This window comes from Tropicibacter sp. S64 (genome assembly GCF_049803835.1).
GTDB lineage: Bacteria > Pseudomonadota > Alphaproteobacteria > Rhodobacterales > Rhodobacteraceae > Pacificoceanicola.
Genome location: NZ_JBNAGK010000002.1, coordinates 199,113 through 217,197, shown reverse-complemented (window position 1 = coordinate 217,197; position 18,085 = coordinate 199,113). Strand labels below are relative to the sequence as shown.

Below are 18,085 nucleotides of genomic sequence, written 5' to 3'. Positions count from 1 at the left end.
CCGCCGCCGCAAGGGGGCTACTCCTCCAGCAGCCCCTCGTACCGCCGGTCCGTCAGCGTCCTGAGGAAGGCGACCAGCGCATCCACCCGCTGATCGTCCAGCGCCGGACCCTCCATCAGCGTGTCCATCTCCACCGTCTCCCTAACCTCCGGCGCGGCGAAGGTCTCGCCTGTCTCCGGGTTGATCTTCCGCTTTTCGTTGCGCGTGTTGTACTGGTTGTAGAACAGCACCACCGTGCGCAGGTCCGCGAACACGCCGTTGTGCATGTACGGCCCCGTCACCGCCACGTTGCGCAGGGTCGGGGTGCGGAACTTGCCGCGCTGCGCCGGGTCGTCCACCTGCGGATTGGCCAGAAGCCCCGCGTCGATCACCTCCGGCGACACGCCGTTCTGCGCCCGCAGCGCCGGGTTCGGCGGCACGCCGATGTTGTGATAGCGGTAGTCGGTGAAGGTCTCCCGCGGGTCCACCGCGCTCTGGCTCACCTGGTGGCAGGCATTGCAGTTGGTGAACTGCTGCGAGAAGAACAGCAGCCGCCCGAGGTCCTCCTGTTTGGTCAGCTCGGCCTCTCCCCGCAGGTAGCGGTCATATTTGGAATCGAAGGGTGCGAAGACGTCCGTCTCCTCGAAGGCGGCGATGGCGTCGGTCATGGCAAGATAGGCCCGGGCGTCATCCTCCCAGACCGCCGCGCCGTAGAGCGCCGGGAAGGCGGCCGCATAGGCGGGATCGTCGCGCAGCCGGGCGACCACGGCGGATTCATCCGCCATGCCCATCTCGATTGGATTGAGGAACGGCCCCGCCGCCTGTTCCGCCAGGCCCGCCGCCCGCCCGTCGAGAAACTGCCCGCCGATCCATTCGCCGTCCTCGCGCTGGTGAAAGCGCGGCGAAAAGCGGGCATAGGCCGCCGTCGGCGCGTTGCGGTCGCCGAGCGAGACGCCGTCGTCCCCGGGCGAGGCCATGCCGCGCGGATCGGCAAAGCCGCGCGACGGATCATGGCAGGAGGCGCAGCTTTGCGTGCGGTTCAGCGAAAGGTTCACATCGTGGAAGAGCAGGGCGCCAAGCGCGACCTTGTCCTGCGGTACGGACTCGGACCCGCCGCTTGCCGCACCGTATGCCAACGCACCGAGCCCGAAGGCCAGAACCACGCCGGTCAGCCTGCCTGTGCCTGTCAGACCCATGGCAACCCCCATTTACCTGACGAAATTTATCGGTCTTACACCATCGCCGCGCCCGCCTGTCAATCGCCCTGCACTGCGACGAATCTGCACGGCGTTGGAACGCCAGCCTGCGGTGCGCGTTGTGGGACCAGACGCCGAAGCCGAGAGAGACACACGCGCGCCGTCGCGACACGGCAAACCACCATCGCGGCGCGCATGCGTCGGAGGTCACGCAGGGCAGGGAAAACAATGCTGATCTGGTTACAGACCTACGCCCCCGCGCTGAACGTCGGCCTCAATGCGTTGATGCTCGTGGTCTGGCTGGCTTACCTGCACCTTTTCTACTCCAGCTTTCGCCGGGCCAACCGGGCGGTGATCCACATCGGAATGGCGGCGCAGCAGGGGCAGGACGCCCGCTGCCTTGTGACCAACATGGGATCGGACACGGTCTATGTTCTGGCGATCAAGGTGGATCTGGTCTGCGGCGACAGGACGGTTTCGGCCTTGGTGACGGACCGGCTGGAGAAGGACGAGGTGCTGGGGGGCGACTTTCGCGAACGCACCAACCAGGGGCCGCTGGCCGGGGGCGAGGCGCTCGACATCGGCAGCTTCCGCAACATCCTCAAACGCGTCAGCCATCAGCAGGAGGGCGTACCGGACATCGAAACCTGCGAGGCGCTGGAAATCACCGTGGTTGTCGCCGCACAGCAGGCGAACCGGCTGATGGGCGGGACCAAGCGCTACGAACTGACCCGGCTCGGCATGGGCATCCAGTTCCACCCGGCCGAGGTGCTGACCCGCCAGATCACCAGCCGCCGCCGCCGTGCGGAACTGCACCAGCTGATCACCCAGCGTGCCGGGTAAGGGGTGGGGCGGGCCTTCCGGACGCCCCGACTGCGCCCCGCGGGCCGCAGCGGCCCGCCCTCCAGTCCACGCCCGACAAGGGTGGCAAGGCCCACCGTTACGCGGCGCCTGGCGCAGAAACCCGCGCCGGATCAGCCGCTTGCCCTTCGCGCTCAGGGTCAGCGGCCCGGCCTTACCGCCCTTGCCGCCGCGCCATGAAGGCCAGCCGCTCGAACAGATGCACGTCCTGCTCGTTCTTCAGCAGCGCCCCGTGCAGCTTTGGCAGCGCGCTCACGCCGTCGCGCTTGAGATCCTCCGCGTCCAAGTCCTCCGCCAGCAGCAGCTTCAGCCAGTCCAGCACCTCAGAGGTCGACGGCTTCTTCTTCAGTCCCGGCTGCTCGCGCAGTTCGTAGAACTGCGTCAGGGCGGTGGTCAGCAGGGCGGGCTTGATCCCCGGGTGGTGCACCTCGACGATCCGGCGCAGCACCTCCGGCTCCGGGAACTTGATGTAATGGAAGAAGCACCGCCGCAGGAAGGCGTCGGGCAACTCCTTCTCGTTGTTCGACGTGATGATCACGATGGGGCGCACCGCCGCCCGCACCATCTCGCCGGTCTCGTAGACGTGGAACTCCATCCGGTCGAGCTCCTGCAACAGATCGTTCGGGAACTCGATGTCTGCCTTGTCGATCTCGTCGATCAGCAGCACCACCTTCCGCCCGGCCTCGAAGGCCTGCCAGAGTTTGCCCTTGCGGATGTAGTTGCGCACGTCGTTGACCCGTTCGTCGCCGAGCTGGCTGTCGCGCAGGCGGCTCACGGCATCGTACTCATACAGACCCTGCTGCGCCCGCGTGGTGCTCTTGATGCTCCACTCGATGATCGGTAGATCGAGCGCCCGCGCCACCTGTCGCGCCAGCTCCGTCTTGCCCGTACCCGGCTCGCCCTTCACCAGCAGCGGCCGCTCCAGCGTCACCGCCGCGTTCACCGCCATGGTCAGATCGCCCGTGGCGACGTAGCTCTCGGTTCCTTCAAAGCGCATGGCTCATCTCCTGTTCCTCGGCCCAAGGGGTACGGCGCACCCGCCGCCAATGCAAGCCGCCGCCCGCCGGGTCCCAAGCCTGTTGAAACGACTTCGGAAGGGGCGATCCAGCCGCCAGCCCGTGCCGCGGGCAGCCAACCGCGAGCGGGAAACAATCGCACGAAAAACATCAGACCGTGCACGAAAAAGCATCAAACGCGGCGCGACCGCATCCATTCCACGCGCATGGTTAATGACATCCGCCGCGAGACTCCGGTGCACCGTCTGCCGCCGCCTTGCGTCAATTCCCCGGCGGAACGCCCGCATGGTAGGCAGCGACGGTTTCCCGCTGCCGATACGCTCACGTTTCGTTTCACGTCTCTCGGGAAATCAAAGCGCTAACGCCCGGATTGTGTAGTGACAACCCCCGGGGCATGGGGTAAGTGCACCACATATGGGGTGCCAGATATCTGAAGGATTTGCGATGACGGATATTGGCCTTGACGAGGATACCAAGATGAAAGCGGAAAGTTTTCTTCCCGAGGATTATCGTCCAGCCGAAGACGAGCCTTTCATGAATGAGCGGCAACTGGAGTACTTCAGGCGCAAGCTGCTCATGTGGAAAAACGATCTTCTGGCCGACAGCCGGGATACCATCGAAACGCTGCAGGAAGGCACCCGGAACATCCCGGACGTGACTGACCGCGCCAGCGAAGAGACCGACCGGGCGCTGGAGCTCCGCACCCGCGACCGCCAGCGCAAGCTGGTCAACAAGATCGACGCCGCGCTGCGCCGCATCGACGAGGGCGAATACGGCTACTGCGAAGTGACCGGCGAGCCGATCAGCCTCAAGCGCCTCGACGCCCGGCCGATCGCCACCATGAGCCTCGAAGCGCAGGAACGCCACGAGCGCCGCGAAAAGGTCCACCGCGACGACTGAGCGCCGCGCCGCCACAAGGGATCGGGGAACGCCGGGGCCGTGGCTCCGGCGTTTTCACATGAGACGCCCCGCATGACACAGACGCATTCGCATATCGCCGGCCGCTCGGTCACCGTCCTCGGCGGGGGCATCGGCGGGCTGACCGTCGCGCTGGCGCTGTCCCGGCAGGGTGCGCAGGTGCGCGTTCTCGAACAGGCCGAGGCCATCACCGAGGTCGGCGCGGGCATACAGGTCAGCCCCAATGGCCTGCGCGTGCTCGAAGCGCTCGGGCTCGGCGACGCCTTTCGCGCGGTTTCGGTCAAGGGCAGGGCGGTCTCCCTCCGCGATCACCGCGCGGGCCGCGAGGTCACCCGTCTCGATCTCACCCGCCTACCTGCCGGGCAGGACTACCGCTTTGTCCACCGCGCCGACCTCATCGACCTGCTGGCCGAGGCCACCCGCGCCGCCGGAATCCGCATCCGCCTGTTGCAAAAGGGGCTGGAGGCCACCCCCGGCACCCCCGCCACGCTCACCCTCTGCAACGGCGATGCGGTCACCGATGCGCTCATCGTCGGCGCGGACGGTCTGCACTCCGTCATCCGTCCGGCGCTGAACGGCTCCGCGCAGCCCTTCTTCACCGGGCAGGTCGCCTGGCGGGCCACCGTGCCGAACAGCATGGGCCACCCGGACGCGGTGCATGTCCACATGGGCCCCGGCCGCCACCTCGTCAGCTACCCCTTGCGCGGCGGCAGCCTCGTCAACCTCGTCGCAGCCGAGGAGCGCAAGGCCTGGACTGCCGAAGGCTGGAGCCACCGGGGCGACGCCAATACCCTGCGCATGGCCTTCGCGGGCTTCGGCGGGATGGTTCCGGCGCTCCTCAGGGACGTGCACGAACCCGGCTTCTGGGGTCTCTTCCGCCACCCTGTCGCGGACCACTGGCACGGGCCGGGTCTGGCCCTCCTTGGCGACGCCGCCCACCCGACGCTGCCCTTCCTCGCGCAAGGGGCGAACATGGCGCTGGAAGACGCCTTTGTCCTCGCCGATTGCCTGGCTCGCGTCCCGGATCAGGCCGAGGCCCTGACCCTCTACCAATCCCGCCGCCGCGCCCGCGTCATCCGCGCCGTCGACACCGCCAGCGGCAATGCCTGGAAATACCATTTGCGCGGCCCGGTCCGAACGCTGGCGCACCTCGGCCTTGGCGCCCTTGGCCGGCTCGCCCCGGATCGGATGCTGCACCAGTTCGACTGGCTTTACGCCCACGACGTCACACGGGGCTGACGCCGCCGCCGGAAATTTCAAAAATTTCCGGACCGAAGTCTTCGAAAGACTTCGGCGCCAGACCACCGGCCTGTGCCAACCTCACCTTTCTTCTCTGTCCCAAAAAACTCGAAAAATTCCTCCGTTAACCACGAGTCCCGGCCGCTCGGGCGGGAAAACCGATGGTATCGGTACCATCAGATCAAATCTGTACGAAACTCGGGTAGAATCGTACCAAACTCCCGCCAAACCACCGTGCGCTTCCTTTAACCCCCGGCACAGCCTTGTGCATCCGGGCATCGCGGCCCCAAGATCTGCCGGTTGCACCTCCACCGCGCGGTCCGTTACCCTTCCGTGCGCCCCGTTAATCCGGCCCCTTGGTCGGGGAATGGTTAATCCGGCACTTTCGCAGGGGGAGACGCGGGCGGAAAGCGGGCGTACAACAGCGCGGAGGAGGACCCGACATGGACCGTTTCGACACGATTCCCGAGACCGCGCTGGCCTGGCACAAGGCCGGTCGGGGGGCGGTGCTGGCCACCGTCATCGAGACCTGGGGCAGCGCCCCGCGCCGGGTCGGCAGCCAGCTCGCGATCAGCGGCGACGGCGAGATCGAAGGCTCGGTTTCGGGTGGCTGCGTCGAAGGCGCGGTGATCGTCGAAGCCCTTGAATCGCTTGAGAAAGGCGATGCGCGCGAGTTGGAGTTCGGCGTCTCCGACGGTGATGCCTTCGCCGTTGGTCTGGCCTGCGGCGGCACGATCCGCGTGCTGGTCGAACCCGTCGGTCCCGTGCTGCCCGAGGCTCTGCTGGACGACCTTTGCGCCGCGCGTCAGGCCCGCGAACCCATCGCCTATGTGGTCGATCTGGATGCCGGGACGCGCCGTCTGACCCGGGACGAATACGAGACCCGATTCCGCATGGATCGCTCAGGTTTCGAGGAGGACAGCCGCACCTTCGTCGCCATCCACAATCCACCCCTGAGGCTGATCGCCGTCGGCGCGGTGCATATCGCCCAAGCCCTTGTTCCCATGGCGAAAATTTCCGGATATGATGCCACCGTCGTTGACCCCCGCGAAGCCTTTGCCAGTCCCGAACGCTTCCCCGGCGTGACCCTCGTGCACGACTGGCCCGACGAGGCGCTCGACGCCATCGGCCTCGACACCCGCACTGCGCTTGTCCTGCTCACGCATGACCCCAAACTGGACGATCCCGCGCTGCACAAGGCCCTGAAATCAAAGGTTTTCTACATAGGTGCTCTCGGCTCCACCCGGACCCACGCCAAACGCGTCACGCGCCTGGAAGAGGCCGGGTTCAGTGCCGACGAGATCGCCCGCATTCACGGCCCCATCGGCCTCGACATCGGCGCCGCGAGCCCCTCGGAAATCGCGGTCTCCGTACTTGCAGAAATGACCGCAACCCTCCGGAAAGGCTCATGAAATTCGGTGATCTGGCGCTCGACGCCGCGCAGGGCAGCATCCTCGCGCATTCCGTCGCCCTGCCGAAAGGGCGGTTGAAGAAGGGCCGTGTCCTCACCGCGACCGACCTCGACACCCTCCGCACGGTTGGCCTCACCCACATCACCGCCGCCACCCTCGAACCCGGCGACATCGGCGAGGACGAGGCCGCCACACGCCTCGCCGCCGCGCTTGTTCCGGACCCGGAGCGCGCCGGTCTACGGCTTGGCCGCGCTGCCACGGGGCGCGTGAACATCCACGCGGAAGGCCCGGGAATCGTTGAAGTTCTCGCCGATCGCATCCATGCTCTCAACGCGCTGCATCCGATGATCACCGTCGCCACAGTGCCGGAATGGCAGCGCATGGACGCGCGCGGCATGGTCGCGACGGTCAAGATCATCGCCTACGCCGTACCCGAGGCCGCACTGGACGCCGCCTGCCTCGCCGGGCAATCCGCCCTCCGCCTGCGCCCCGCCACCTGCGCGACGGCTGAACTCATCCAGACCACGCTGGAGCCGGACGAGGACGGCGCGAAAGGCCAGAAGGTCACGAAGGCGCGTCTTTCCCGTCTCGGCGTGACCCTGGCACCGCAGCACATGGTCCCGCATGAAACCGATCCTCTGGCGGAGGCGATCCGGGCCAGCACGGCGGATGCGATCCTGATCCTGACCGCCTCCGCCACCTCCGATCTCGCCGACACCGCGCCAGAGGCGCTGCGCCGGGCAGGTGGCACGGTGACCCATTTCGGCATGCCGGTCGATCCCGGCAACCTCCTGTTCTTTGGAGAGATTCAGGGGCGGCCCGTGATCGGCCTGCCGGGCTGCGCCCGCTCTCCGGCACTCAATGGCGCGGATTGGGTGATGGAACGGCTGCTGTGCGGCGTGCCGCTGCAACCGCGCGACATCGCTGCGATGGGGGTGGGCGGGCTGCTCAAGGAAATCCCGCAACGCGGACGCCTGCGCGAAGCGTAACCCCTTGAAAACAAAAAAACCCGCCGATTTTCGGCGGGTTCCTGTCCTGATCAGGCGCTGAGGCTTATTTCGCCACCGGCCCGATCATCATGACCATCTGGCGGCCTTCCATCTTCGGCATGTTCTCGACCTTGCCGACCTCTTTGACGTCCTCGGCAACCCGCTCGAGCAATTCACGTCCCAGGTTCTGGTGCGCCATCTCGCGGCCCCGGAAGCGCAGGGTGATCTTCACCTTGTCGCCCGCTTCGAGGAACTTGAAGACGCTGCGCATCTTCACGTCGTAGTCATGAGTATCGGTCCCCGGACGGAACTTGATTTCCTTGACCTCGATGATCTTCTGCTTCTTTCGGGCTTCGGACTCGCGCTTCTGCTGTTCGTACTTGTACTTGCCGAAGTCCATGATCTTGCAGACCGGCGGGGTCGCATTCGGGGAAATCTCGACAAGGTCAAGACCGGCCTCTTCGGCAAGGTCCATGGCGCGCGCCGGGGTGACGACCCCGATGTTCTCGCCTTCGGCACCGATGAGTCGGATTTCAGGCGCCCGGATTCGTCCGTTGATCCGGGGGCCGGTTTCGCGCGTTGGCGGCGCGTTGTGAGGTCTGCGGGCTATGGGTTTGCTCCTGATGATTTCCGTTGGTCGGTTAGACGCGCAAGGTAAACTTGCGCAGGGGCCGTTTCAAGCGGCATTTCGCCGGATATGCGGAGGATTCAGCAGGTTTCCCCTTGCAGTTGCATCGCTGCGAGCGCACATCGGGGCAGAGTGCGCCTCAGCGGGGCGTCCGGACGGGAAAGGAAGGGGCAACATGAAAAATCTCGTGATCCTTGGGGTCGTGGTGCTGGCCGCAGCCGGTGGCTACTACGTGTACAGCAACAACATGCCCGAGAAGGCCGCAATCGCGCAGGCCGAAGCGGACGCGGCGGCAGAAGCGGCCGCCAAGGCTGAAGCGGAAGCCAAGGCGAAGGCGGAAGCCGAAGCCAAGGCCGCCGAAGAAGCCGCGGCGCAGGCCGAGGCCGAGGCAAAGGCGGCTGCGGAGAAGGCCGAGGCGGAAGCTGCCGCGAAGGCGGAAGCCGAGGCGGCGGAGGCTGAAGCGGCGGCGAAAGCCGAGGCAGAGGCAGCCGCGGAAGCGGCGGCGAAGGCGGAAGCAGAGGCCGCCGAGGCGGAAGCCGCGGCCAAGGCCGAAGCGGACGCGGCGGCGGCTGCAGCGGAAGAAGCGGCCAAGGCCGTGGAAGAGACCGCCGCAGAGGCAGCGGAAGCCGTTGAAACCGCGGTGGACGAAGCGGCGCAGGCGGCTCAATCCGCTGCGGATGCGGCAACCGGCGCAGCGGATGCCGCAGTGAACGGCGCGGGCGAGATGATCAACAACGCCTTCGAGGCGGGTGCGGAGACCGCGGATGCGGCCACGGATGCTGTCACGGGTGCGGTCGACGCCGCCACGGATGCCGCCAGCGATGCCAGCGATACGGCCGTCGCCGGAGCCGAAGCGGCAGAGCCGACGGTGGACGGGGTCCAGCTGTCCGAGCTGCTGACGGTCGGCGGGTTCGATTACGAGAAGATCGCGCAGTACATCGACGAGTCGGACCTGAGCAATCTCAAGAAGATCAGTGCCAAGGCAGCGCTGGATGCGGTCAGGGACGGGCAGGTCACTCAGACCGCGCTCGACCAGGTCAAGGTGTTGCTCGGTCTCGAGAACTGACACCGCCGATACGCCAAAAGCAAAGGGCCGCTCCATCCGGGCGGCCCTTTTTCATAGCGCGATGAACGGCTTGCCTCAGTCGAGGAAAGCCTTCTCCACGACGTAATGCTTGGGATCGGAGTTGGCGCCCTCTTCGAGGCCGTAATCCTCCAGCATCGCCTTCAGTTCGAGGTTGAAGGCGAGGTTGCCGCAGATCATCGCGCGGTCTGTCTCCTTGTTCAGCGGGGGGACGCCGAGATCGGCGAAGGCCTCGCCCGAGCGCATCAGATCGGTGATGCGGCCCATCTTCGGGCTCTCCTCGCGGGTCGTGGTCGGGTAGTACTTGATCTTCTTCCAGAACCCCTCGCCGATGACCTCGTTCAGAAGCTCGTCGGTCTTCAGGCTCTCGATCAGGTCGTGGCCATAGGTCAGCTCGCCAACCTCGCGGCAGGTGTGCGTGATGATGACCTCGTCGTAATCCTCGTAGGTCTGCGGCTCGCGCAGGAGCGAGGCGAAGGGCGCGAAGCCGGTGCCGGTGGCGAAGAACCACAGCCTCTTGCCGGGAAGCAGCGCGTCATGCACCAGCGTGCCGACGGGCTTGGGGCGCAGGATGATCTCGTCGCCGACCTTGATGTGCTGGAGCTTGGAGGTCAGCGGGCCGTCCTGCACCTTGATCGAATAGAACTCGAGTTCCTCGTCCCACGACGGCGAGGCGATGGAATAGGCGCGCAGCAGCGGCTTGACCTTGCCGGTCTTCGGGTCCGGATCGCCCATCAGGCCGATCATCACGAACTCGCCGGAGCGGAAGCGCATGGTGCCGGGGCGGGTGCAGCGGAAGGAGAACAGACGGTCGGTGTAGTGCTTCACCTCGGTCACGGTCTGCGCGTCCGGCATGGCCATGGTCTTCGGCGCGTCGGCCTTGATTGCGGTGGATTCGGTCACGGGCGTCAACTCTGTCATTGTGTCTCTTGCCGGCGGTCTAAACCGACACCTCGGAATTAGCTTTGATTCAGGTCAGATGAAAGGCGGCATGGGGCCACGGGGGCGAAAAGCCCGCGTGTGCCCCCCGATGCGCCATGATTTTCAGCCGCGCAGGCGGGCCTGGTAGTCGTTTTTCTGCCAGTCCGCACGGAAGAGCCACTGGTCCTCCGGCTGACGGCTCGCAAGAGCCTCGTCGATTTCCACCTCGTCGAAGCCGGCCCGACGAGCCATGGCATACTGGTCCGCGATCACATGGCCCCGGGCCCGCAGGCGGCCCTTGTAGCCGCGCAACCGCAGCAGGCGGGCGAGGGTGAAACCACGGCCATCGGCGAAGCTCGGGAAGTCGATGCGGATCATCTCCGCGTTCGACGCCTTGAGGGTCGCCGGGTCGGTGTCGGAGGGCAGGTCGACGATCTCGCCGGTGTAGTCATCCTCGGCAAAGCCGGTGTCGGTCACGATGGGCATCTGGGTGCTCCTTCTGTCTTGTCGGGGGTGCGGGGCAAAGCCCCGCCCTACATGCTGTTGCGCGCGGCCACACCGTTCACGAAGTGAATGCCGCATTCGGTCTTGTCCTGATCGCGCCAGCGCCCGGCGCGGGGGTCTTCGCCCGGCTTGACCTTGGAGGTGCATGGCGCACAACCGATCGAAGGGTAGCCCTGCGCCACCAGCGGGTGCTTCGGCAGGCGGTTCTCTTCCATGTAGGCGCGGGTGTCCTCCGGCCCCCAATGGGCGAGCGGGTTGACCTTGATCCGGCCGGTGGCCTCCTCGAGCTCGAAGAATTCCATCTCCGCCCGGGTCTTCGCCTGGTAGCGCTTGCGCCCGGTGATCCAGCCGTCGAACCCCTCCAGCGCCTTCTGCAACGGCTCCGTCTTGCGCAGGGCACAGCAGGCGTCGGTGTCGGAGAACCTCAGCGCGCCGTAGGGGTCGCGTTGATCGAGGATCTCCGGCGCGGTGCGCACGATCTGGACGTTCGACAAGTGCAAGCGCTCCGCGATCTCCTGCTGATAGGCGAGGGTTTCGGCGAACAGCAGCCGCGTGTCGATGAACAGCACCGGCGTCTTGCGGTCGACCATCGCCACGAGGTGCAGAAGCGCCACGGATTCGGCGCCGAAGGACGACACCATGGCGATTTTTCCCGCCTCGGGATCGCGCAAGGCTCCTTCCAGCACCGCGGTCGCACCGTGGTGTCTGTATCGGGCGTTCAGCGCCGCGACCCTGTCGCGCAGGGCGTCCAGATCCTTCGGGATCGGATCGGCCCCGTCGACGAGGGCAGTCTGGCCAAGAAGCAACGACATGGCGCTACTCTGCCGCGACGCGGGCGGGGTCGCGATCATAGAGCGCGGCCTTGAAGGGGGCCATGCCCACGCGGCGATAGGTCTGGAGGAAGGTCTCCGATGCGTCCTCGCGCTCCTCCATGTAGGCGTCGATCAGCCGCTCGATGGCGGGCACGATCTCATCGTAACCGAATCCCGGTCCGGTGCGCTCGCCCAATGCGGCGTTCTGGGTGTGATCGCCGCCCAGCGTGATCTGATAGGTCTCCACCCCGGCGCGGTCGAGGCCGAGGATACCGATGTGACCGACATGGTGATGGCCGCAGGCGTTGATGCAGCCGGAAATCTTGATCTTCAGATCGCCGATGTCGTTCTCGATCTTGAGTTCGTCGAAGCGGGTCGCGATCTGCTGCGCCACCGGGATCGAGCGGGCCGTCGCCAGCGCGCAGTAATCCATGCCGGGGCAGGCAATGATGTCGCTGATCTTGCCGATGTTGGCCGTCGCCAGCCCGTGTGACTTCAGCCGGGCGTGGATTTCCGGCAGGTCCGCCTTGTGGACGTGCGGCAGGATCACGTTCTGCTCATGGCTGATGCGCAGCTCGTCGTGCCCGAACTCGGCGGCGATATCCGCCATGATGCGCATCTGCTCCGCCGTGGCGTCGCCCGGAGTCTGGCCATGCGCCTTGATAGAGATTTGCGCGATGGCGTAGCCCTCGGCCTGATGCTCGGCGAGGTTGGTATCGGCCCAGGCGCGGAAGACAGGGTCGGTGTCATAGGCGCGCTCGAAGGCCGAAATCGGGCGTTTTGTGAACGATGGGGCGGCGAACTGGGCCTTTATGGCATCATACAGGGCAAGATCCGCACCATTGAAGGCGGCCTTCGTCTCCTTGAATCGCTCTTCGACGAGGGCGCGGATTTCGTCCAGCCCGTGCTCGTGCACGGTGATCTTGATCCGGGCCTTGTACTTGTTGTCGCGGCGGCCAAGCAGGTTCCAGACGGAGACCACTGCCTCGACATAGGGCAGCAGGTCCGCCTGCGGCACGAAGTCGTTGACGATCTTGCCGATCATCGGGGTCCGGCCCAGGCCGCCGCCGATCAGCACGGCGTAGCCGATCTCGCCATCGCGCTCGACAATGCGGATGGCGAGGTCATGGGCCGCCGTCACCGCGCGATCGTTCGGGGAGCCGGTCACGGCGATCTTGAACTTGCGCGGCAGGAACTGGAATTCCGGATGGTCGGTAGACCACTGGCGCAGCAGCTCGGCCACGGGACGCGGGTCGGCGATCTCGTCGGCGGCGGCGCCGGCGAAATGGTCCGCGGTCACGTTGCGGATCGTGTTGCCGGAAGTCTGGATGGCGTGCATCTGCACTTCGGCCAGCGCGTCGAGCATGTCCGGCACGTCCGAGAGTTTGGGCCAGTTGTACTGAATGTTCTGACGCGTGGTGAAATGGCCGTAGCCCTTGTCCCAGCGCTCGGCGATATAGGCCAGCTGACGCATCTGGGCGCTGTTCAGCGTGCCATAGGGGATGGCGACGCGCAGCATGTAGGCGTGCAGTTGCAGGTAGAGGCCATTCATCAGGCGCAGCGGCTTGAACTCGTCCTCGGTCAGCGATCCGTCGATGCGGCGCTCGACCTGTTGGCGGAACTGGCGGTTGCGCTCAGCCACGAAGGCGGCGTCGAATTCGGAATAGGTGTACATGTCTTGGTCCTTGCGGGTAGGGCGGAGGGGGAGCAGAATTTTAGACTAAAATTCTTCTCACCCCTCGGCCTGCTTGCCGTGGAAGTAGTTGGAGGGGCCAGTGCGGCGGAAGTCTTCGCGGAAATGCACCGGCTCGGGGCCCGTGTTGCCTGCCTTGACGTCGGCGAGGTAGACGCCCACCGCCTCCGCGTGCCGCAAACTGGCTTCGACGAGGCGCAGCTGGGCATGGGCCTCGTCGGTCAGCAGCTCGGCCTCGCTCAGCTCGCGGGTCCAGTTGTCGTTGGCGGCGAGGTAGATCACATCGCCCTCGATCAGGGCATTGGCGGTGATGACTTTCGGGGTGAAGGCGCGGGCCATGTCAGGAAACCTCCTGCTTGCGGATGTCGGAAAGGGCGGGAGCGGCGGCGCGGGGTGCGATGCCATAAAGGGTGAGAGCGGGGCCAGTGAGGTCCGATGCGGCGAGATCCTGCGCCAGCGTGCCGAGGGTAGAGGCGAGCACCTGTTGGTCGGCGCGGGAGGCGTTGGCAACCAGCGTGACCGGCGTTGCCGGATCGGCGCCATGCATCATCAGGCGACCCTGGATGAACCGCGCCGCCTTCTTGCCCATGTAGATTGCGGCAACCTCGCCGGAGCGGGCCAGCGCCCGCCAGTCCTGCTCGGCAAAGCCTTCCATGACATGGCCTGTGAGGATGCGCAGGCTGGCATTGCGACCGCGCGAGGTCAGCGACTGGCCCACGGCGGCGACGGCGGCGGAGGCGGCGGTGATGCCGGGAACCACCGACCAGGCGATGCCTTCCAGTTCCAGTGCGGCGATTTCCTCGTCGAGGCGGCCGAAAATGGCCGGATCGCCGCCCTTGAGGCGCACCACCCGCAGCCCGGCGTAGGCGTAGAGCACGATCAGGCGGTTGATTTCGTCCTGCGGCATGGACGGGCCGAAGCCTTCCTTTCCGACCGGGATCAGCGTGGCGTCGGGACTTGCAAGCGCAAGCACCTCGTCAGAGACCAGCCGGTCGTGCAGGATGACCTCGGCGGCTTCGATGGCGCGCAGGGCGTTCAGCGTCAGCAGCCCGGCATCGCCCGGTCCGGCACCGACAAAGCAGACCGCGCCGCAACGGATCAGGCTGTCGCTCTGCTCGGGTCGGGTCAGGGGCAGGATGTCGGTGGGCATGGCGAAGCCTTTCCGGTTTGCGTTTCTAGGCCTCAATATAGGAAATTTTCCTGCATCCTCACCAGATGCTTGCCAAGATAAGGATCAATGTTCTAAATCCGTCCCGCGAGAGTGCGTTTGTCCCGTATTGGCCGGGAGTTTGGAACAAAGATGAAGATCGACGAGACCGACCGGAAAATTCTCCGCGCCCTGCAGCGCGACGCCAGCCGGTCGCTGGACGACATCGCGAAGGAAGTGGGCTCGTCCAAGACCCCGGTCTGGAACCGAATCCGCAAGATGCGGGAGGCCGGGGTGATCGGCCAGCAGACGGTGCTGCTCGATGCCGAGGCGCTGGGGTTCGAGGCGACCTTCTTCGTCCTGATCCGCACGTCGGAGCACGACGCGGGCTGGCAGCAGGCTTTCCTCAAGGCCCTGCGCGAGCGGCCCGAGGTGCAGGAGGCGCACCGGCTGGCGGGCGATATCGACTATATCCTGAAGGTGCGGGTGCGCAACGCACGGGCCTATGACGTCTTCTACCAGGCGCTGATTTCGGAGGTGAAGGTCCACAACGTCACCGCACTGCTCTCCATGGAGGAGATCAAGGCGACGACGGAGCTGCCGATCTGAGGTGGTAGTTGGCACAAGCGGCGTGTTGGGGTATTTTTACCAAGAAGAAACAGCAGGTTGCGCCCTGATCTTCAGGTGGGTCAACCCGTGGAAATGATAGAGGTTGGCGTAGGCTGGCAGCTCTGCCAAAGACAGCTCCGGCAGGCGCTCGAAAAGGATCGGCAGGGCGGTCTGCAACTCCAGCCGGGCCAGCGGGGCGCCGACGCAGAAGTGCAGCCCGCCGCCGAAGGCGGTGTTGGTGAGCGGGGCGCGGGCGGGGTCGAAGGTGTTCGGGTCCGGCCAGGCCTGCGGGTCCCTGTTGGCGGCACCGAGAAGCAGGGCGACCTGGTCACCGCGTGTGAAGCGGTGGCCGAACACCTCCACGTCTTCATAGGCGTAGCGGGTGAACATGTGCAAAGGCGGATCGTAGCGCAGGATTTCCTCGGTGACGGCTTCGGCGCGATCCGGAGTGATGGCCGTGCCGGTTTCCAGCAGTGTCTTGATGCCGTTGCCAAGCGTGTGAACCGTCGCCTCGTGTCCGGCGTTCAGCAGGAGGATGCAGGTGGTGATGAGCTCGTCCGTGGAGAGTTTCTCGCCGTCTTCTTCTGCGGCGATCAGGTGGGTGATCAGATCGTCCGCGGGCCTTGTCCGGCGCTCCTCGACATAGCCGCGCATGAAATCGGCGAAGGCCTGTGCGGCCTCGGCGGCGCGGGTCTCGATCCCGGGGTCCCGCCGGGCCTGATAGAGGGCCACCATGGCGTTGGACCAGTGCAGCAGCTGCGGGGCCATGGTTTCCGGCACGCCGAGCAGGCGGCAGATGACGATGACCGGGAGCGGCTGGCAGAACCCGGTCAGCAGGTCGGTTTCGCCGGGGGGCAACCGGTCTATCAGGTCATGGCTGAGCGCGGCGATCTCTGGGCCGAGCGCCCTGATCCGGCGCGAGGTGAAGGCGCGCAGGACGAGGCCGCGCAGGCGGGTGTGCCGGGGCGGCTCCAGCTCCAGCATGGAATGGGCTTCGACGGCGTAGAAGGGTTTCAGGTGCTCCGGGATCGCCGGGGCCTGTTCGGCGGGCACCTCGCGTCCGAAGCGACGATCCCGCAGCAGGGCGTTCACCGCCGCGAGGCTGACCGCACAGGGCATGCCGTAGTCCTGCCAGTACGCCAGATCGCCGCCCGATCGCATCCTGTCGTAGAACGGATAGGGGTTCTGGACGAAATCCGGATCGGTCGGGGATTGCTGGAACGTCTTCATGGCGCCACCCTGCGAGGCGCGCCCGGCCTTGGCAAGAGGGGTCTCGCGTCACCCTGCGTTTGGTCGTAAAAACAGAAGCATGTTGGATGGACCGATGAAACGCGCTGCGGCGCTGCTGTTGTCCCTTGGCGCCGTGGCGGGGCTGAGCTGGGGCGCATGGTCCTATGGCTACGGGCAGGCGCTGAGCCAGATCGCCGGGCGGGCGCAGTCGGATCTGGCGCTGGCCTCGGACCGGCTGGTGACGGAGCTGAGGCGCTACCAGATGGCGGCGGTGCTGATGGCGGACCATCCGGCGCTTGCGGCGCTGCACGACGGCGGGCCGAGGCAGGCTGCGGACCGGCTGCTGCTCGAAACCGTGGACAAGACCGGGGCGCTTATGGCCGCCTATCTGGGAACGGATGGCCGGGTGCTGGCCTCCGCGCCAGAGGGCGCTCCGCCGGAGATTGCAGACAGCGCCTATTTCAGACGGGCGTTGCACGGGGCGCTCGGCAGCGCCTACGGCCGCGACCTCGGGTTCGGCCAGCGGGCCTATGTCTATGCCGCACCGTCGTTTTCGGAGACCGGGGCGGTGCAGGGCGTGCTGGTGGTGGCGGTGGACATCGACCTGCTGGAGGAGGGCTGGGGCGGCTCCAGCCCGGCGGTGTTCTTCCGGGACGAAGACGGGCGGGTGTTCCTGACCAACCGCTCCGAATTGCTGGGCTGGACGCGGACCGCGGCGGGCATGGCGCCGCCCGAGGGGCCGGAACGGACGATCCGGGTGGACCGGGTGGACGGCACGGAAGTCTGGCAGCAGCGTCTGAGCCCCTACGTGCCGCAGGAGGCGTTGCATCTCGCCGGAGAGATCCCGGTGATCGCCATGACGGGCGACGTGCTGCTCGACGCGGCACCCGCGCGGCGTGTCGCGAGCCTGCAGGCGGCGGCGGTGGCGGCGCTGTGCCTGTTTTTCGGGGCGCTCCTGAGCTGGGCGACAGCGCGGCGGCGGGCGCTGGCGGAGGCGAATGCGGTGCTGGAGGGTAGGGTGCGGGCGCGCACGCGGGACCTGACGGAGGCGAACGTGGCGCTGCAACGCGAGGTGGCCGAACGCACCGCGGCGGAGGGAGCCCTGAAAAAGGCGCAGGCGGAGCTGGTGCAGGCCGGCAAACTGAGCGCGCTGGGACAGATGTCCGCCGGGATCAGCCACGAGTTGAACCAGCCGCTGACCGCGATCCGGCAATTCGCGGAGAACGGTCAGGCCTTCCTCGACCGCGGCCGGAATGAGAAGGCCGGGGAAAATCTTGCGCGCATCGCGGCGCTGGCGGCCCGGGCGGCGCGGATCATCAAGAACCTGCGCGCCTTTGCCCGCAACGAGAGCGAGCCGATGGGGCGGGTCGACCTGTGCGCGGTGATCGACACCGCGGTGGAACTGACCGAGGCGCGGCTGCGGGCGGACGGGGTCACGCTGGACTGGCAGCGGCCCGATGGCCCGGTATTTGCGCTGGGGGGCGAGGTGCGGCTCGGGCAGGTCTTTGTCAACCTGATCAACAATGCCGCCGATGCCATGGCCGGGCAGACGGCGAAGCGCATCGCGATCGCGCTGGAGACCGGACCGCTGCTGACGGTCACGGTGCAGGACACCGGCCCGGGCATCGCGGATCCGGAGAAGGTCTTCGAGCCGTTCTACTCGACCAAGGAGGTCGGGAGCGGCATGGGCCTCGGCCTGTCGATTTCCTATGGTCTGGTGCAAAGTTTCGGCGGCAACATCCGGGGCGTCAACACCGGGGACGGGGCGCTGTTCACGGTCGAACTGGAGCACTGGCGCGCGGAGGAAGCGGCGTGAGTACGCCGCTCGTCGCTCGTGCGCAGCGCGC

18 protein-coding genes are annotated in these 18,085 nt (G+C 66.5%); 8 read left to right on the top strand and 10 right to left on the bottom strand.

The genetic code is table 11. The features are described from left to right. Window positions 1-17: 17 nt before the first annotated feature. The gene (locus ACP159_RS04225; protein ID WP_425098387.1) at window positions 18-1,175 is read right to left on the bottom strand and encodes a cytochrome-c peroxidase; all 1,158 of its coding nucleotides are present in this window, start codon (window positions 1,173-1,175) and stop codon (window positions 18-20) included. Between the two features lie 228 nt (window positions 1,176-1,403). Here ACP159_RS04225 and ACP159_RS04220 point away from each other — a divergent pair, with 228 nt between their 5' ends. Next, a complete protein-coding gene (locus tag ACP159_RS04220) occupies window positions 1,404-2,018 on the top strand; it encodes a hypothetical protein (protein ID WP_425098386.1) in 615 nt (204 codons plus the stop codon). A 172-nt stretch (window positions 2,019-2,190) separates the two neighbouring features. Here the strand turns inward: ACP159_RS04220 and ACP159_RS04215 are convergent, their stop codons facing one another. Continuing rightward, window positions 2,191-3,033, bottom strand: a complete 843-nt coding sequence (locus tag ACP159_RS04215) for an AAA family ATPase (protein WP_425098385.1) — start codon at window positions 3,031-3,033, stop codon at window positions 2,191-2,193. Window positions 3,034-3,529: 496 nt separating this feature from the next. On the opposite strand from ACP159_RS04215, the gene dksA reads away from it, so the two are divergent. From dksA to ACP159_RS04195, 4 genes are all read left to right on the top strand, one after another. Then, on the top strand, window positions 3,530-3,952 hold the full coding sequence (gene dksA, locus ACP159_RS04210; RefSeq protein WP_425098679.1) for an RNA polymerase-binding protein DksA: 423 nt from the start codon (window positions 3,530-3,532) through the stop codon (window positions 3,950-3,952). A 72-nt stretch (window positions 3,953-4,024) separates the two neighbouring features. Continuing rightward, the gene (locus ACP159_RS04205) at window positions 4,025-5,209 is read left to right on the top strand and encodes an FAD-dependent monooxygenase (RefSeq protein WP_425098384.1); all 1,185 of its coding nucleotides are present in this window, start codon (window positions 4,025-4,027) and stop codon (window positions 5,207-5,209) included. Between the two features lie 443 nt (window positions 5,210-5,652). After that, window positions 5,653-6,621 carry an XdhC family protein gene (locus ACP159_RS04200; RefSeq protein ID WP_425098383.1) on the top strand — a complete coding sequence of 323 codons (969 nt, stop codon included), beginning with the start codon at window positions 5,653-5,655 and terminating at the stop codon, window positions 6,619-6,621. Continuing rightward, window positions 6,618-7,610, top strand: coding sequence for a molybdopterin-binding protein (locus ACP159_RS04195; protein WP_425098382.1), 993 nt, complete (start codon window positions 6,618-6,620; stop codon window positions 7,608-7,610). Before ACP159_RS04200 ends, ACP159_RS04195 begins: the two co-directional genes overlap by 4 nt. A gap of 64 nt (window positions 7,611-7,674) precedes the next feature. Here ACP159_RS04195 and infC read toward each other — a convergent pair whose 3' ends face one another. Continuing rightward, window positions 7,675-8,220: a translation initiation factor IF-3 gene (infC, locus tag ACP159_RS04190; protein WP_425098678.1), complete on the bottom strand. Its 546-nt coding sequence runs from the start codon at window positions 8,218-8,220 to the stop codon at window positions 7,675-7,677. A 193-nt stretch (window positions 8,221-8,413) separates the two neighbouring features. Here infC and ACP159_RS04185 point away from each other — a divergent pair, with 193 nt between their 5' ends. Beyond that, window positions 8,414-9,304, top strand: coding sequence for a hypothetical protein (locus ACP159_RS04185; RefSeq protein WP_425098381.1), 891 nt, complete (start codon window positions 8,414-8,416; stop codon window positions 9,302-9,304). A gap of 75 nt (window positions 9,305-9,379) precedes the next feature. Here ACP159_RS04185 and ACP159_RS04180 read toward each other — a convergent pair whose 3' ends face one another. The 6 genes from ACP159_RS04180 to cobA form a co-directional block, all read right to left on the bottom strand. After that, window positions 9,380-10,243, bottom strand: a complete 864-nt coding sequence (locus tag ACP159_RS04180; protein ID WP_425098380.1) for a ferredoxin--NADP reductase — start codon at window positions 10,241-10,243, stop codon at window positions 9,380-9,382. A 123-nt stretch (window positions 10,244-10,366) separates the two neighbouring features. Further along, window positions 10,367-10,729, bottom strand: a complete 363-nt coding sequence (locus tag ACP159_RS04175) for a DUF934 domain-containing protein (RefSeq protein WP_425098379.1) — start codon at window positions 10,727-10,729, stop codon at window positions 10,367-10,369. A 47-nt stretch (window positions 10,730-10,776) separates the two neighbouring features. Next, window positions 10,777-11,559, bottom strand: coding sequence for a phosphoadenylyl-sulfate reductase (locus ACP159_RS04170; RefSeq protein WP_425098378.1), 783 nt, complete (start codon window positions 11,557-11,559; stop codon window positions 10,777-10,779). 4 nt (window positions 11,560-11,563) lie between these two features. After that, on the bottom strand, window positions 11,564-13,234 hold the full coding sequence (locus tag ACP159_RS04165) for a nitrite/sulfite reductase (RefSeq protein WP_425098377.1): 1,671 nt from the start codon (window positions 13,232-13,234) through the stop codon (window positions 11,564-11,566). Window positions 13,235-13,291: 57 nt separating this feature from the next. Continuing rightward, window positions 13,292-13,591: a DUF2849 domain-containing protein gene (locus ACP159_RS04160; RefSeq protein WP_425098376.1), complete on the bottom strand. Its 300-nt coding sequence runs from the start codon at window positions 13,589-13,591 to the stop codon at window positions 13,292-13,294. 1 nt (window position 13,592) lies between these two features. Next, complete coding sequence (gene cobA, locus ACP159_RS04155; protein WP_425098375.1) at window positions 13,593-14,402, bottom strand: uroporphyrinogen-III C-methyltransferase; 810 nt, start codon at window positions 14,400-14,402, stop codon at window positions 13,593-13,595. A gap of 150 nt (window positions 14,403-14,552) precedes the next feature. Between cobA and ACP159_RS04150 the strand changes: the two genes are divergently transcribed. Further along, entirely contained in the window at window positions 14,553-15,008 is a 456-nt protein-coding gene (locus ACP159_RS04150; protein ID WP_425098374.1) for an Lrp/AsnC family transcriptional regulator, read from the top strand. A gap of 36 nt (window positions 15,009-15,044) precedes the next feature. Here the strand turns inward: ACP159_RS04150 and ACP159_RS04145 are convergent, their stop codons facing one another. Beyond that, on the bottom strand, window positions 15,045-16,238 hold the full coding sequence (locus tag ACP159_RS04145) for a cytochrome P450 (protein ID WP_425098373.1): 1,194 nt from the start codon (window positions 16,236-16,238) through the stop codon (window positions 15,045-15,047). A 94-nt stretch (window positions 16,239-16,332) separates the two neighbouring features. Between ACP159_RS04145 and ACP159_RS04140 the strand changes: the two genes are divergently transcribed. Continuing rightward, complete coding sequence (locus ACP159_RS04140) at window positions 16,333-18,054, top strand: sensor histidine kinase (RefSeq protein ID WP_425098372.1); 1,722 nt, start codon at window positions 16,333-16,335, stop codon at window positions 18,052-18,054. Window positions 18,055-18,085 lie beyond the last annotated feature (31 nt).

Bases quoted from the DNA above. Each gene is read 5' to 3' on its own strand.
- ACP159_RS04225 (WP_425098387.1), bottom strand. From the start codon at position 1,175: ATGGGTCTGACAGGCACAGGCAGGCTGACCGGCGTGGTTCTGGCCTTC.
- ACP159_RS04220 (WP_425098386.1), top strand. From the start codon at position 1,404: ATGCTGATCTGGTTACAGACCTACGCCCCCGCGCTGAACGTCGGCCTC.
- ACP159_RS04215 (WP_425098385.1), bottom strand. From the start codon at position 3,033: ATGCGCTTTGAAGGAACCGAGAGCTACGTCGCCACGGGCGATCTGACC.
- dksA (WP_425098679.1), top strand. From the start codon at position 3,530: ATGAAAGCGGAAAGTTTTCTTCCCGAGGATTATCGTCCAGCCGAAGAC.
- ACP159_RS04205 (WP_425098384.1), top strand. From the start codon at position 4,025: ATGACACAGACGCATTCGCATATCGCCGGCCGCTCGGTCACCGTCCTC.
- ACP159_RS04200 (WP_425098383.1), top strand. From the start codon at position 5,653: ATGGACCGTTTCGACACGATTCCCGAGACCGCGCTGGCCTGGCACAAG.
- ACP159_RS04195 (WP_425098382.1), top strand. From the start codon at position 6,618: ATGAAATTCGGTGATCTGGCGCTCGACGCCGCGCAGGGCAGCATCCTC.
- ACP159_RS04185 (WP_425098381.1), top strand. From the start codon at position 8,414: ATGAAAAATCTCGTGATCCTTGGGGTCGTGGTGCTGGCCGCAGCCGGT.
- ACP159_RS04180 (WP_425098380.1), bottom strand. From the start codon at position 10,243: ATGACAGAGTTGACGCCCGTGACCGAATCCACCGCAATCAAGGCCGAC.
- ACP159_RS04175 (WP_425098379.1), bottom strand. From the start codon at position 10,729: ATGCCCATCGTGACCGACACCGGCTTTGCCGAGGATGACTACACCGGC.
- ACP159_RS04170 (WP_425098378.1), bottom strand. From the start codon at position 11,559: ATGTCGTTGCTTCTTGGCCAGACTGCCCTCGTCGACGGGGCCGATCCG.
- ACP159_RS04165 (WP_425098377.1), bottom strand. From the start codon at position 13,234: ATGTACACCTATTCCGAATTCGACGCCGCCTTCGTGGCTGAGCGCAAC.
- ACP159_RS04160 (WP_425098376.1), bottom strand. From the start codon at position 13,591: ATGGCCCGCGCCTTCACCCCGAAAGTCATCACCGCCAATGCCCTGATC.
- cobA (WP_425098375.1), bottom strand. From the start codon at position 14,402: ATGCCCACCGACATCCTGCCCCTGACCCGACCCGAGCAGAGCGACAGC.
- ACP159_RS04150 (WP_425098374.1), top strand. From the start codon at position 14,553: ATGAAGATCGACGAGACCGACCGGAAAATTCTCCGCGCCCTGCAGCGC.
- ACP159_RS04145 (WP_425098373.1), bottom strand. From the start codon at position 16,238: ATGAAGACGTTCCAGCAATCCCCGACCGATCCGGATTTCGTCCAGAAC.
- ACP159_RS04140 (WP_425098372.1), top strand. From the start codon at position 16,333: ATGAAACGCGCTGCGGCGCTGCTGTTGTCCCTTGGCGCCGTGGCGGGG.